The organism is Brevundimonas sp. (assembly GCF_044239655.1).
GTDB lineage: Bacteria > Pseudomonadota > Alphaproteobacteria > Caulobacterales > Caulobacteraceae > Brevundimonas.
In genome coordinates, this window is the sequence record NZ_JBIIAY010000088.1 from 1 (window position 1) to 13,299 (window position 13,299).

Sequence of the window (13,299 nt, forward strand, 5' to 3'; positions counted from 1 at the left end):
CATCTATGTCGAGCGCGAGAGCCAGCGCCCGATCATCCTGGGCAAGGGCGGCCAGACCCTGAAATGGATCGGTCAGAAGTCGCGCGAAGAGCTGACCGAACTGCTCGACCGGCCCGTGCATTTGTTCGTGACCGTCAAGGTTGATCCCAAATGGCAGGACAGCCGGGCCCTCTACGCCCAGTTCGGCCTCGAGTACGACGTCTAGTTCCAAGAGTTCGCGTAAAGTCCGTGTTCCATGTCCCCCGCCGCGCCGGGAACCATCCCCGTCGCCTCGCCGCCGTCCTGATCGTCATGCTCTGCGGCGTCCTGGCCCTGGCTGCCTGGACCGGTGTGCGCACGGCCGAGCCGACCGCCTTGGCGCACCCCGCCGTCGCCGAGCTCAAGCGTCCGCCGGTCGTCGCCGTCAATGACCTGCCCCAACTGTCTGCCAGCCTGGCGAACCATCAGCGCTTCATGGGCGGCATTCTGGTCGCGCGAGGGGATCAGGTGCTGTTCCGCTGGGTCCAGGGCCCGGCCAATGCCGATGAAGACCGCCCGCTGGCGCTCGACACCCCCTTCCGCCTGGCCTCCGTGTCCAAACAGTTCACCGCCGTCGTCATCCTGAAGCTGCAGGACGAGGGCAGGCTGACCATCAGCGATCCGGTCTGCAAGTGGATCCAGCCGTGCCCCGCCGCCTGGGCCAATATCCGCATCCACCACCTGCTGACCCACACCTCGGGCATCCCGGACCTGATGGCCCGTCCGGCGTGGGGTCTGAGGCGTGTGACGCCGACCAATCTCGCCGAGCTGACCGCCGATTCAGCGCGCTATCCGCTTCAGTTCGAGCCCGGGACCAAGGTCCGCTACAACAACGCCGGCTTCAACCTCGCCGCCGCCATCGTCGAGAAGGCCAGCGGCATGCCCTTCGAGACCTATCTGCGCACCGCCCTGTTCGAGCCCCTGGGCCTGACCCAAACCGGTCTGGGCGAAGTCCCCAACCTCGCCATGGGCTACGCCAACTTCCCCAGCGGTCTGGCGGCCCAGCCCCAGGCCAACGTCAGCGTCGTCACCGGCGCCGGAGCCCTGTATTCGACGCTGGACGACATGCTGGCCTGGCAGAGGGGCCTGCACGGCGGGCGAATCTTGAGCCCCTACGGCTACGCCCAGATGATCGCCGACCATTCGCCGCCCGACACCCCCGACGAGCGCGGTCGTCCGCACCGGGCCTGGGGCTACGGCATCTTCGCCAACCGCCTGGGCCGACAGGTCCAGCCCGCGTTCGAGGCGCCGCAGATCTATCATACCGGCAGCTGGTCGGGGTTCCGCAACCTGGTGATCCATCAGCCGGAAGAGGACATCACGGTGATCGTCCTGTCGAACAACTACCACCAGCGCGACGAGGTCTTCCTGCTGGCCCAACAGGCCCTGGCCGAGGCGCTCGGAAGGCCCTTCCCGACCACCCTGTCTAGAGGCTCGCCAGCCCGCCCGGCAGAAGTGACGCCCGCCCCGCAAGACTGAGCTCCAGCAGCGCCGCCGCCACATGGGCCACCGGCGCGGCGCAGGCCCGGGCCAATTCGTCGCGCGGTGTCGGTGTGGGCGAAAGCAGGGCGGCGACGCGTTCGATCAGGGCCTGATCCACATCGTCCGGCATTGCCTCGAACCGGTCGCTGGGCGGCTCGCGCAGGGTCCGCAGCGTCTCCAGACCCCGCCGTACATCGTCCACGCCCTCGCACAGGATCGCGCCCTGACGCAGCAGCTCGTTCGGGCCCTTCGAGCGCGGGTCGAGGGGTGATCCCGGCACAGCGAAGACATCGCGGCCCTGTTCTCCTGCCAGCCGTGCGGTGATCAGCGACCCGGACCTCAACTCCGCCTCGACCACGATCACCCCGCGCGACAGGCCCGAGATGATGCGGTTGCGCCGGGGAAAGTCCCGCGCCTGGGCCCGCGCCCCCATCGGACTTTCGGACACGACGCAACCCTGATCGACGATCTGGTCATAGAGTTCGGCGTTGTCGGGCGGATAGACGTCGTCGACCCCGCCGCCCAGCACCGCCACCGTCCCGGTCTTCAGCGCCCCCAGATGCGCCGCCGCATCGATGCCGCGCGCCAGACCCGACACCACGACGAAACCGTCCTGACCCAAGGCCTGGGCCAGCCCCCGCGCGATCCTCTGGCCACCCGCCGAGGCGATTCGGGCCCCGACCATGGCGATGGTCTCGCCGGACAGCAGGCCCACGTCGCCGCGCGTCCATAGCACCGGCGGCGGCGGATCGACGGCGGCGAGCCTGTCGGGATAGGCGGCATCGCCGAGCACCAGCAGGACCGCGCCCTTGCGCTCGCCGGCGGCCAGTTCGGCCTCGATACGCTCCACCGGGGGCAGGTCATATCCGGTCGATCCGGCGCGCCTGGCGAGGTCGGGCAGGGCATCCAGCGCCAGAACCGCCGTGCCGAACCGGTCCAGCAACTGACGAAATGACACCGGCCCGACACAGTCGGTGCGCGCCAGCCTCAGCCGCGCAAACCGCTCCGCCTCGTCGAGCGGTGCGCTCACGCCTTCTTGGCACCGATGCGAGGTTCGAGACCCTTCACCAACCGGCCGATATTCTCATGATGCCGGATGTAGATCAGCACCGCCGTGAACAGGGCGAGGGCCGCGACAGGGTTCGGCGCGGGCAGTCCCAGCATCTCCAGAGGCAGCACCGCCAGCACCGGCGCACAGGCCGCCGACACCAGGGCCGCGAGCGACGAATACCTGAGCCCGAACGCCACCAGCAGCCAGATCGCTGCCGCCAGCAGCCCCAGCGGCCAGTGCGCCGCCAGCAAGAGGCCATAGAAGGTCGCCACCCCCTTGCCGCCCTTGAACTTCAGCCAGATCGGAAACAGGTGGCCCAGAAACGCCGCGCCGCCGCCGATCGCCCCGGCCAGATCGCTGTTGAACAGCCACCGCGCCAGCAGCAGGGCCACCGCCCCCTTGCCTGCATCCAGCAGCAGGGTCGCCAGGGCCAGGTCCTTGCGGCCGGTCCTCAGCACATTGGTCGCGCCGATATTGCCGGATCCGATGTTGCGAACGTCGCCCGTGCCCGCCGCACGGGTGATCAGCACCCCGAACGGAATCGAGCCCAGCAGGTATCCGGCAACCGCCACGAAGGCGAGCCCGCCGATGGCCGGCGCCACGAGATACTGCACGGTGAGTCGCTCCCCTTGGTCTTGAGCCGCAAGATGCGTCGGGGCCGGCTTGCGAGCAAGACGCAACTTGGGGTGACGCTTGACGACGCGACCGAATGTGGCACTGGTCCGCGTCCGTTCGTAGAGACCCCGCCCATGATCCGTCCGACCCTCGCCGGCCTCGCCCTTCTGGCCCTGACGTCCGCCTGCGCGGTGACGCCTGCGCGGCCACAAGCGTCGGACGGCCCGATCCTGGCCGCCTATTTCGACTGCGTGCGCGAACGCGGCGTCGCCATCTCCGCCCACCGGGCCCAGTCCGCCGACGACCAGCCCGAGAACTCCGTCGCCGCCATCACTGCCACCGGCCGCGTCATCCCCGGTGCCATCGTCGAAATCGACGCCGTCCTGACCCGCGACGGCAAGCTGGTCCTCATGCACGACGACACCATGGACCGGACCACGACAGGCACCGGCAAGGTCGCCGACCTGACCCTGGCCGAGGTCAAGGCCACCCGCCTGACCGCCCCCGACGGCACCCTGACCGACGAAGCCCCGCCGACCCTGGCCGAGGCTCTTTCGGCCGCCGACGCGGCCGGCACCATCGCCTCCATCGACCTGAAGCCCGCCGACGAGGCCGCGACCATGGTCCTGGCTCGCGCCGTGGTCGTGGAGGTCCGACGGGTCGGTGCCCAGGGCCGCGTCATCCTGATCACCTATTCCCCCGAAACCGCCCGCGCCGTCGCCGCCCTCGCGCCCGAGATGATGATCTCGGCCGGTGCCAAGTCGATGGGCAATCTCGACGGGCTGAACGACGCCCAGATCCTTGGTTGGACCGGCGCGGGCTCACCCGATCCGGCGCAGTGGGCCGCCCTGAAAGCGCGCGGCGTCGAGGCCCAGTTCGGCACCCTGGGCGCAGCCGGTCGTCGCCTCGACGACCTCTATGCGGCCGACGGCGACGTGTCCGAATACCGCCGCCTGTACGAACAGGGTGTCACCGTCATCGCCACCGACGCGCCCCTGGCCGTCAAGGGCGTCCTGGCCGCCGAGGTCGCGGCAGCGGCGACCTGCCCACGCTGACCCTCTCCCGCTAGGAGAGGGGGCGGGTCAGTGAACCTTCCGTCCGCCCACCCAGGTCCCGACCACCTTGCCCTGCAACCGCCGCCCGTCGAATGGCGAGTTCTTGGACTTGGACTTCAGGGTCGCGGCATCCACGATCACCGGTGCGTCCGGGTCGAACAGCACCAGGTCCGCCGGGGCACCCGGCTCCAGTACGCCGCTGTCCAGCCCCAGCAAGGCCGCCGGCCCCGCCGTCATGGGCCGCAGGATATCCAGCAGCGGCACCCCGTCCTCGTGGTGCAGGCTGAGCGCAGCGGCCAGCAGGGTCTCCAGACCGATCGCGCCGGGCGCAGCCTCCGCGAACGGACGGCGCTTGTCCTCGGCGGGCAGGGGGGCGTGGGCCGAGGTGATGACGTCGATCAGGCCGTCGCGCACCGCCTCGATCAGCGCCTGCCGGTCGCTCTCAGGCCGCAGCGGCGGGTCCAGCCGGTAGAAGGTCCGATAGTCGCCGATGTCGATCTCGTTGAAGCACAGGTGGTTGATCGAGACGCTGGCCGCGACCTCCAGCCCCTTGCCCCGCGCCCGCGCCAGACTGTCCAGCGCATCGGCGGTCGAGATCTGGTCGACCAGGAACCGCGCGCCCGTCTGCTCGACCAGGGCCAGGTCGCGGTCCAGCTGGATGCGTTCGGCGATGGCCGGCACGCCCGACAGCCCCAGACGGGTCGCCAGCTCCCCCGACGTCGCCACTCCGCCCTCGCTCAGCCACGGATCGGCGGGCCGACACGCGATCAGGGCGTTGAAGGCGGCGGCGTAGCTCATCACCCGTTGCAGGGTCCGGCTTGAGGCGATCACCCGGTCGCCGTCGGTGAAGTAAAGCGCGCCCGCCTCGTGCATCAGGCCGATCTCAGCCATCCGCTGGCCCTCGCGCCGCTGGGTCGCCGCGCCCGCCGCATAGACATTGACCAGGTTCAACGCCGCCCCGCGCCGCTGGATGAAGTCCACCATGGCCGGGTCGTCCACGGCCGGATCGGTGTCCGGTTGGATGACGATGGTGGTGACCCCGCCCGCCGCCGCCGACAGACTGGCCGACTTCAGCGTCTCCTTGGGCTCGAACCCCGGCTCGCCGGTCTTGACCCGGATGTCGATCAGGCCGGGGGCGAGGCACAGGCCCCGCGCGTCCACGACCTCGACGCCCGCCGGCACGCGGACGTCGCCGCCGCGCACGACCTCGACGATCCGCCCGTCGGCGATCAGGACCGCGCCATGGCCGTCATAGTCGCTGGCCGGATCCAGCAGGCGCGCGTTGATGATGGCGAGCGCGGTCATCGGGCGGCTCCCGAACGGGCCCAAAGCGACGCCAGCACCGCCATTCGCGCCGCCACCCCCATCTCGACCTGATCCTGAATCAGCGACACCGACAGGTCGTCGGCGACGTCCGAATCGATCTCGACGCCCCGGTTCATCGGCCCCGGATGCATGACCTTCGCGCCCGGCTTGGCCCAGGCCAGCTTCTCGCGGTCCAGGCCCCAGAAGCGGAAATACTCGCGCGTCGACGGCACCAGGGCCCCCTCCATCCGCTCCAGCTGAAGCCGCAACATCATGACGACGTCGCAGCCCTCCAGCCCCTCGCGCATGTCGTGGAAGACCTCACAGCCCCAGCGGTCGGCGTCGCCGGGCACCAGGGTCGGCGGCCCGATCAGCCGGACGCGGGCCCCCATCATCGACAGCAAAGCCACGTTCGACCGCGCCACCCGGCTGTGGGTGATGTCGCCACAGATCGCCACCGTCAGCCCGCCGACATCCCCGAACGCGCGTCGCAGCGACAGCAGGTCCAGGAGGGCCTGGGTCGGATGTTCATGGCGCCCGTCGCCCGCATTCACGACCGCACAGCCGACCTTCTGGCTCAGCAGGGCCGCCGCGCCCGAGGCCCCGTGCCGGACTACCAGGATGTCGGGCTTCATGGCGTTCAAGGTCACGGCCGTGTCGATCAGGGTCTCGCCCTTGGCCACCGACGAAGCCTGCACCGGCATGGTCACCACGTCGGCCCCCAGCCGCTTGGCCGCGATCTCGAACGACGACGACGTTCGCGTCGAGTTCTCGAAGAAGATGTTCACGACCGTGCGCCCGTGCAGCAGGTCCAGCGTCTTGCCGCCCTCGCTGGCCGCCAGCCGGTTCAGGTCCACGAACACGTCGGCGACGTCCAGCAGCGCTAGCGCAGCGGGCGGGTTCAGGTCGCCGGCGGACAGGAAATGGGGGGTCGGGAACGGGACCAGCCGCTCGGAGATCAGGTCGGTGACAGCGGAGGCCTGGGTCATCGAAGCCGGGCTATAAGGCCAGACCGCGCATTAGGAAACAGGGCGTCACACCCATGTCGCCTGATCCCGCACCCGATCCAGCGCCCCTTGCAGGATCCAGGCGGCGGCGGTGCGATCGACGACCCCGGCACGGCGCTTGCGGCTCAGGTCCAGTTCGTCGATCAGGAACCGCTCGACCGCGCTGGTCGACAGCCGCTCATCCCAGAAGGCGATGGGCACATCCCGCAGCCGGATCAGGTTGCGCGCGAAGGCCCGGCACGACTGGGCGCGCGGACCCTCCGACCCATCCATGTTCATGGGCAGGCCGATCACCAGCCCCGACACCTTGCGGTGTGCCATCAGGCGAAACAGCTGTTCGGCGTCCTGGGTGAATTTCGACTTGCGCACCAGCTCCAGCGGGCTGGCGATCATCCGGGATGTGTCCGACGTCGCCACACCGATCGTCTGTTCACCGAGGTCGAGCCCCATCCACGCCGTATTGGGCGGACAGGCTGCGGACAGGTCGAGAAGGTCGAGTACGGGCACGGCGGTGCGGTAGACCCCGCGCAGGCCTGCGTCAAAGGCCGTGCAACCTCGTTATGGGCGAACGCCGTTGTATCGCGCCCGGTCCCGCGCCACTGTCGCCCGGAACCGGAGGAACCGATGACCACGCGCCTGATCACCGCCGCCGCCCTGCTGGCCGCCCTGTCCCTGTCGGGCTGCGACCGGCTGACCGCCGCCTGGACCGCCTTCCAGCAACCCGCCGCCCCAACGGCTGCGACCCCGGCACCGCCCACCGTCGTGCCCGACGTCGCCGGAACGCCGCCGACCATCGCGCCCCTGACGCCCACTTCGCGCGGCCTGCCGGTCAAGGCCCTGCCGGACGAGACCCTGCAATATTCGGCCGGGGTGGTCGAACTCTACGCCCTCGACAAGCAGCAGGGCGTCGGGGCCAAGATCTTCGGCACGGCGGGCGGCGATCCGGCCATGAACGGGCTCCAGACATACATCGCCTTCTACCGCAGCCCGGCCGACGGCTGGTGGGTTTATGGCCTGGGCGATTTCCTGGACTTCAAGGTGCTGAACGAGGTGCCGGGCCAGGTCGATCTGGAAATCGAAGAAAGCACTATGGACGCCCAGGGCACGATCGGCAGCCGCAAGCGCCGCGCCATCATCGTCTTCCCCGTCGGCCCGATTCACGAGACCCAGCCCGTCAATGTGCGGATGATGCCAGCGGATTAGGGACTGATGCGTCGGTCGGCGGGCGGGACTGCATTCCCAGATATCCGTCATCCTCGGGCTTGTCCCGAGGATCCAGAATCCCGGTCGTAGCCTGTCCCACGGTGTCCATCTTGCGTTCAGGCCATCGCCCACCGGCACCAGCGTGAGTCTGGATCCTCGGGACAAGCCCGAGGATGACGGAAATGATGCGATGGTCGGGCCGCTGTTATCCAACTTCAATGCACCAATCCCTTGTCCAGCAAGGGATTGCCGCGATCTCGCGCCCTTCGACCTGGCGCCCGTCGTGGCCGTGGTAGACTGACCGTTCGACCCCGGTCTTTGACAATCACAGCCAGAAACACACCCGCGACACCGGCAGAGACCGGACTCTTCGGACTCTTCGGACTCATTTTTTGAGTCCGGACTCAACGGACTCTCCGGACTCTGTTTTTGAGTCCGGACATCGGCGAGTTCAGACCATTCGGACCTTTCGGACTCTGTTTTTCCGTCCGGACGGTCCGGCCGCACCGCCCGGGCTCGGCGCGAATCCTTGTGATTCCGGCCCCGGACGGCTAGTCACCGGCCCTCTCGCCTCGACTATCCGGAGGGCCGCATGGCCATCGACGCAGCGACCGTGCGCAAGGTCGCCTTTCTCGCCCGCATCAAGACGCCCGAAGACCGGCTGGAGCCGCTGGCCAGCGAGCTGAACGGCATCATGGCCTGGATCGACCAGCTCAGCGAGGTCGACGTCGAGGGCGTCGAACCGATGACCTCCAACGTCGCTCAGGCCCTGCGTCTGCGCGACGACGTCGTCACCGACGGCAACAAGGTGGCCGACGTCCTGTCCAACGCCCCCAAATCCGCCGACGGCTTCTTCGCCGTGCCCAAGGTGGTGGAATAGTCATGAGCGACCTGACCCAACTGACCCTCAAGGGTGCCGTTGACGGCCTCAAGGCCAAGGACTTCTCCTCGGAAGAGATCACCCGCGCCTTCCTGTCCAATATCGAGGCCGCCAACCCGATCCTGAACGCCTATGTCGAGGTCACCGCCGACAAGGCGATCGACATGGCCAGGGCATCCGACGCGCGGCTCGCCGCCGGCCAGGGCGGCGTGCTCGAAGGCGCGCCGCTCGGCATCAAGGACCTGTTCTGCACCGACGGTGTCCAGACCACGGCCGGCTCCAACATGCTGCGCGGCTTCGTCCCGCCGTATGAATCCACCGTCACCGCCAACCTGTGGCGCGACGGGGCGGTGATGCTGGGCAAACTGAACATGGACGAGTTCGCCATGGGCTCGTCAAACGAGACATCGGCCTTCGGTCCGGTCGTGAACCCCTGGAAATCAAAGGGTTCAAACGCTGACCTGACCCCGGGCGGCAGCTCGGGCGGATCGGCCTGCGCCGTCGCCGCCGACCTCTGCTTGGCCGCCACGGCGTCGGACACCGGCGGTTCGATCCGCCAGCCGGCCGCCTTCACCGGCACGGTCGGGATCAAGCCCACCTATGGCCGCGCCAGCCGATACGGCATGGTCGCCTTTGCCTCATCGCTGGACCAGGCTGGCCCCATCGCGAAAAACGTCGAGGACGCGGCCCTGCTGCTCAAGTCGATGTGCTCGTTCGACATCAAGGATTCGACCAGCCTCGACATCCCGACCCCCGACTGGTCCCGCTTCGTCGGCAACTCGGTCAAGGGCCTGCGTATCGGCGTCCCCGCCGAATACGTCGTCGACGGCATGCCCGACGAGATCCAGGGCCTCTGGGCCCAGGGCATGACCTGGCTCAAGGACGCCGGCTGCGAGATCGTCCACATCTCCCTGCCGCACACGAAGTACGCCCTGCCGACCTACTATATCGTGGCCCCGGCCGAGGCCTCGTCCAACCTGGCCCGCTACGACGGGATGCGGTTCGGGCATCGTGCGAAGAACGCCACGAGCCTGACCGACCTCTATGAGACCAGCCGCGCCGAGGGCTTCGGCAAGGAGGTCCAGCGCCGCCTGACCATCGGCGCCTATGTGCTGTCGGCCGGATTCTACGACGCCTACTACGTCCGGGCGCTCAAGGTCCGCCGCCGCATCGCCGAGGATTTCGACAATGTGTGGGACCAGGTTGATGCCATCCTGACCCCCTCCACCCCGTCGGCCGCCTTCGCTATCGGCGACAAGGAGGTCGATCCGGTCACCATGTACCTGAACGACATCTTCACGGTGACGGCCAACCTCGCGGGCCTGCCGGGGATATCGGTGCCTGCGGGCGTCGACGCCAACGGCCTGCCCCTGGGCCTCCAGGTCATCGGCAAGGCGCTGGACGAGGCGACCGTGTTCCAGGTGGCCTCGGCGCTGGAGAAGGCGGCGGGCTTCACGGCCAAGGCGGAGAAGTGGTGGTAATGGCTGACAAATCGAACCTCATCCAGGGCCGCACCGGTGCCTGGGAAATCGTCATGGGGCTGGAGATCCACGCCCAGGTGGCGTCGAAGGCCAAGCTGTTCTCGGGCGCGGCCGTGGGCTTCGGCGCGGGGCCGAACGAGCAGGTGTCGCTGGTCGACGCCGGCTTTCCCGGCATGTTGCCGACCCTGAACGGCCACTGCGTCGAACAGGCGGTCAAGACCGGCCTGGGCCTCAAGGCCCAGATCAACAGGCGCAGCCAGTTCGACCGCAAGAACTATTTCTATCCCGACCTGCCCACCGGCTATCAGATCAGCCAGCTCTACTTCCCCATCGTCGGCGAGGGCGTCGTCGAGGTCGAGGCCGAGGACGGGTCGTTCTTCAATGTCGGCATCGAGCGGCTGCACCTGGAACAGGACGCGGGCAAGCTGATCCACGACCTGTCGCCGACCGAGAGCTTCGTCGACCTGAACCGCGCCGGCACCGCCCTGATGGAGATCGTCTCCAAGCCCGACATCCGCTCGCCGGAGGAGGCCGTCGCCTACGTCAAGAAGATCCGGACCATCCTGATCTATCTGGGCACCTGCGACGGCGACATGGAGAAGGGCAACCTGCGCGCCGACGTCAACGTCTCGGTCTGCCGCGAGGGCCAGTACGCGAAGTTCAAGGCGGACGGGGACTTCAGCCACCTGGGCACCCGCTGCGAGATCAAGAACGTCAACTCGTTCCGCTTCATCAGCCAGGCCATCAACATCGAGGCGCGCCGCCAGATCGAGATCCTTGAGGACGGGGGCAAGATCATCCAGGAGACCCGCCTGTATGATCCGACGAAGAACGAGACCCGGTCGATGCGGTCCAAGGAAGAGGCGAACGATTACCGCTACTTCCCCGACCCTGATCTGTTGCCGCTTGAACTCGAACAGGCCTGGATCGACGACATCAAGGCCAACCTGCCCGAACTGCCCGACGAGAAGCGCCGCCGGTTGATGAGCCAGTACGGCCTGTCGCAATACGACGCCGTCGTCCTGATTTCGGACCAGGCCAAGGCCGACTATTTCGAGGCCGCCGCAGCGGGCCGCGACGCCAAGCTGGTCGCCAACTGGGTCACCAACGAGCTGTCGGCGCGGCTGTCGGCCGATAACCTTGAGTTTGACGCCAGCCCGCTTCCGGCCGCCTACGTCGCCGAACTGGTCGCCCTGATCGAGGAGGGGGTCATCTCCTCCAAGATCGCCAAGGAGGTGTTCGACCACGTCTGGAACGGCGAGGGCTCGCCCCGTCAGGTGGTCGAGGCGCGCGGTCTGATCCAGGTCAACGACACCGGCGCCATCGAACAGGCCGTCGACGACCTGATCGCCGCCAACCCCGACAAGGCCGCCGCCGTCGCCGAAAAGCCCCAGGCCTTGGGCTGGTTCGTCGGCCAGGTCATGAAGGCCACCGGCGGCAAGGCCAACCCGGCCTCCGTCAACGCGATCCTGAAGGCCAAGCTGGGCATCGTTTAGGGCGCTATCGCTCGCCGCACGCCGGCTCACTGCTTGAGCGCGGTTCGCGCCAGCGAAAAGCCCGCCCGGATCGCTCCGGGCGGGCCCTTTATTTCAATGGCTTGCGGGGCTCAGTTCCCCAGCAACGACAGGATCACACCGGTCGCCAGCGCCGCGACGACGATGTCGCCGGTGTCGGTGCGGTAGTAGCCGTAGCCACGGGGCGGAGGCGCATAGCCGTACCGATTATAATCCCGGATGTACCAGTTGGACCGGTACTGATAGGGCAGGGTCGCCCCCCGATACCAGCGACGCTGGTTGTAGCCATAGGCGTTGCCGTGCGGCGGCCCATAGTAGCGGTTGTCCCGGTACTGATCCCGCTGGCCACGCCGGTAGTCGTTGTAGCGCTCGTTGCGGGTATAGCGGCCGCCGTCGTGGCGGTTCTGGTCCGCGCGGCGCTCCCAGCGTTCGTAGCGGCCGTCGCGGTCGCGATCACCGCCCCCGCGCCACGACTGGGCCGACGCGGCCATGGGCGCTGCGGTCATCGCCACCGTGGCGACGGCGAGCGCGGCGAACTTGATCATCCTCTTCATCTCGGTCTCCTGAGCTGAGCCGCCTGCAGCGGCTGTTGAACCCCACCGTGAGGACAGGATCGTCGGCGCTGCCTGAACCGATCCTGAACGCCCCATTCAGGGTTAACTCCGCCGGAAACAAAAACGGCCCCTCCGAGGAGGGGCCGAAATCGTTGTTGCGGCCGCGACTACCAGCGCCAGGCGTCGCGGATGACGTCGAGGATATAGCCGTCGTACTCGTCGATCAGATAAATCGCATTGTCGACATAGACCCACCGCGTTCCCGGGGGCGGATAGCCCAGGCCATAGGTGCGGTAGTCGTTCACCGAATAGCGCCAGAAGATCGAGGGCAGGTAGTCGCCCGCCGTATAGTGGCGACCGTAGTAGTTCCGGGGCACGCTGTAATAGCCGTAGCCGGGCGCGAAATAGAAGCCGAAGCGGACGCCGGACCAGCCGTTGAAGCGACGGTCGGACCGCCACCAGTCGGACCGGTGGCTGCGGTTCCAGTTCTGTTGCCAGCGGTTGGAATCGAAGCGGCTGCGGTACTCCTGGCGCGTGCGGTCCCGGTCACGGCTGCGGTCGCCGCCGTTGTTCCAGTCGCCCGGACGGTTGCGGTCGTTGCCGTTCCAGCCGCCGTTGTTGTCCGGACGGTTGGGACGATCCTGGCCCGGACGGTCCCGGCCGGGGCGATCCTGACCCGGACGGCCTTGGTTGGGTCTGCCGAGGTCAGGGCGAGCCGGACCGCTGCCGTTCCAGCCGCCGTTGCCGCCGTTGCGGTCGCCGCCGCGATCACCCCGATTGCCGCCACGATCCTGGCCGCCGTTGTCTCCTCCGCGGTCCGGACGACCGCCGCGATCGGGCCGTCCTCCCCGGTCCTGGCCGCCGCCGTTGCCGGCTGCACGATCAGGTTGGGGCTGCGGAGCCGGGGCGGGCGGGTCGTTGCGGACAGGAGGCGTCCGCCCTCCACCCCCTTCACCACCGCCACCACCACCGCCGCGACGGTCGCCACTGGTGTCGCGACCGCCGCGATCGCCCCCGGCGGTTTCCTCGCGATTGCCGGGACGCCCGCCGTCACGACGGGGGCCCTGGGCGCGGTCGTCCTGACCCCGGTCGCCTATGTCCTGGGCGAGGGTCGCCACCGGCGCGAGGGCCGGC

General features: G+C 68.4%; 14 protein-coding genes. 7 read left to right on the forward strand and 7 right to left on the reverse strand.

What is annotated here, in order from left to right; genetic code table 11:
* Positions 1–205, forward strand: a 205-nt coding sequence (locus ACILQR_RS11770) for a KH domain-containing protein (protein ID WP_395651598.1), incomplete at its 5' end; no start/stop codon positions are given.
* 23 nt (positions 206–228) lie between these two features.
* Entirely contained in the window at positions 229–1,497 is a 1,269-nt protein-coding gene (locus tag ACILQR_RS11775) for a serine hydrolase domain-containing protein (protein WP_395651599.1), read from the forward strand.
* Here the strand turns inward: ACILQR_RS11775 and dprA are convergent.
* Together dprA and plsY are read right to left on the reverse strand one after the other, a co-directional pair.
* The gene (dprA, locus tag ACILQR_RS11780; protein ID WP_395651600.1) at positions 1,445–2,530 is read right to left on the reverse strand and encodes a DNA-processing protein DprA; all 1,086 of its coding nucleotides are present in this window, start codon (positions 2,528–2,530) and stop codon (positions 1,445–1,447) included. The genes ACILQR_RS11775 and dprA overlap by 53 nt on opposite strands.
* Positions 2,527–3,165: a glycerol-3-phosphate 1-O-acyltransferase PlsY gene (gene plsY, locus ACILQR_RS11785; RefSeq protein ID WP_395651601.1), complete on the reverse strand. Its 639-nt coding sequence runs from the start codon at positions 3,163–3,165 to the stop codon at positions 2,527–2,529. The genes dprA and plsY overlap by 4 nt, the downstream gene beginning before the upstream one ends.
* A 135-nt stretch (positions 3,166–3,300) precedes the next feature.
* Here plsY and ACILQR_RS11790 point away from each other — a divergent pair, with 135 nt between their 5' ends.
* On the forward strand, positions 3,301–4,221 hold the full coding sequence (locus ACILQR_RS11790) for a glycerophosphodiester phosphodiesterase family protein (protein ID WP_395651602.1): 921 nt from the start codon (positions 3,301–3,303) through the stop codon (positions 4,219–4,221).
* A 27-nt stretch (positions 4,222–4,248) separates the two neighbouring features.
* Here ACILQR_RS11790 and pyrC read toward each other — a convergent pair whose 3' ends face one another.
* From pyrC to ruvX, 3 genes are read right to left on the reverse strand one after another with little or no spacing between them, the layout of a single operon-like run.
* Positions 4,249–5,526 (reverse strand): dihydroorotase, encoded by a 1,278-nt coding sequence (gene pyrC, locus ACILQR_RS11795; protein WP_395651603.1) that lies wholly within the window; start codon positions 5,524–5,526, stop codon positions 4,249–4,251.
* The gene (locus ACILQR_RS11800) at positions 5,523–6,515 is read right to left on the reverse strand and encodes an aspartate carbamoyltransferase catalytic subunit (protein WP_395651604.1); all 993 of its coding nucleotides are present in this window, start codon (positions 6,513–6,515) and stop codon (positions 5,523–5,525) included. Before ACILQR_RS11800 ends, pyrC begins: the two co-directional genes overlap by 4 nt.
* A gap of 45 nt (positions 6,516–6,560) precedes the next feature.
* Positions 6,561–7,040, reverse strand: coding sequence for a Holliday junction resolvase RuvX (gene ruvX / locus ACILQR_RS11805; RefSeq protein ID WP_395651605.1), 480 nt, complete (start codon positions 7,038–7,040; stop codon positions 6,561–6,563).
* Positions 7,041–7,157: 117 nt separating this feature from the next.
* Between ruvX and ACILQR_RS11810 the strand changes: the two genes are divergently transcribed.
* The 4 genes from ACILQR_RS11810 (at position 7,158) to gatB (ending at position 11,593) form a co-directional block, all read left to right on the forward strand.
* A complete protein-coding gene (locus tag ACILQR_RS11810; RefSeq protein ID WP_395651606.1) occupies positions 7,158–7,736 on the forward strand; it encodes a hypothetical protein in 579 nt (192 codons plus the stop codon).
* Between the two features lie 592 nt (positions 7,737–8,328).
* The gene (gene gatC / locus ACILQR_RS11815) at positions 8,329–8,616 is read left to right on the forward strand and encodes an Asp-tRNA(Asn)/Glu-tRNA(Gln) amidotransferase subunit GatC (protein ID WP_395651607.1); all 288 of its coding nucleotides are present in this window, start codon (positions 8,329–8,331) and stop codon (positions 8,614–8,616) included.
* A gap of 2 nt (positions 8,617–8,618) precedes the next feature.
* Positions 8,619–10,097 (forward strand): Asp-tRNA(Asn)/Glu-tRNA(Gln) amidotransferase subunit GatA, encoded by a 1,479-nt coding sequence (gene gatA, locus ACILQR_RS11820; protein WP_395651608.1) that lies wholly within the window; start codon positions 8,619–8,621, stop codon positions 10,095–10,097.
* Entirely contained in the window at positions 10,097–11,593 is a 1,497-nt protein-coding gene (gene gatB / locus ACILQR_RS11825; RefSeq protein WP_395651609.1) for an Asp-tRNA(Asn)/Glu-tRNA(Gln) amidotransferase subunit GatB, read from the forward strand. Before gatA ends, gatB begins: the two co-directional genes overlap by 1 nt.
* Before the next feature lie 110 nt (positions 11,594–11,703).
* Here the strand turns inward: gatB and ACILQR_RS11830 are convergent, their stop codons facing one another.
* Both ACILQR_RS11830 and ACILQR_RS11835 read right to left on the reverse strand, forming a co-directional pair.
* On the reverse strand, positions 11,704–12,165 hold the full coding sequence (locus tag ACILQR_RS11830; RefSeq protein ID WP_271144205.1) for an RcnB family protein: 462 nt from the start codon (positions 12,163–12,165) through the stop codon (positions 11,704–11,706).
* Positions 12,166–12,332: 167 nt separating this feature from the next.
* On the reverse strand, positions 12,333–13,299 hold a 967-nt coding region (locus ACILQR_RS11835), incomplete at its 5' end, for an RcnB family protein (protein WP_395651610.1).

What these genes read in the sequence shown, in the direction of transcription:
- gatA (WP_395651608.1), top strand. Translation starts at nt 8,619, where the DNA reads ATGAGCGACCTGACCCAACTGACCCTCAAGGGTGCCGTTGACGGCCTC.
- pyrC (WP_395651603.1), bottom strand. Translation starts at nt 5,526, where the DNA reads ATGACCGCGCTCGCCATCATCAACGCGCGCCTGCTGGATCCGGCCAGC.
- ACILQR_RS11800 (WP_395651604.1), bottom strand. Translation starts at nt 6,515, where the DNA reads ATGACCCAGGCCTCCGCTGTCACCGACCTGATCTCCGAGCGGCTGGTC.
- gatB (WP_395651609.1), top strand. Translation starts at nt 10,097, where the DNA reads ATGGCTGACAAATCGAACCTCATCCAGGGCCGCACCGGTGCCTGGGAA.
- gatC (WP_395651607.1), top strand. Translation starts at nt 8,329, where the DNA reads ATGGCCATCGACGCAGCGACCGTGCGCAAGGTCGCCTTTCTCGCCCGC.
- ACILQR_RS11790 (WP_395651602.1), top strand. Translation starts at nt 3,301, where the DNA reads ATGATCCGTCCGACCCTCGCCGGCCTCGCCCTTCTGGCCCTGACGTCC.
- ACILQR_RS11810 (WP_395651606.1), top strand. Translation starts at nt 7,158, where the DNA reads ATGACCACGCGCCTGATCACCGCCGCCGCCCTGCTGGCCGCCCTGTCC.
- ACILQR_RS11830 (WP_271144205.1), bottom strand. Translation starts at nt 12,165, where the DNA reads ATGAAGAGGATGATCAAGTTCGCCGCGCTCGCCGTCGCCACGGTGGCG.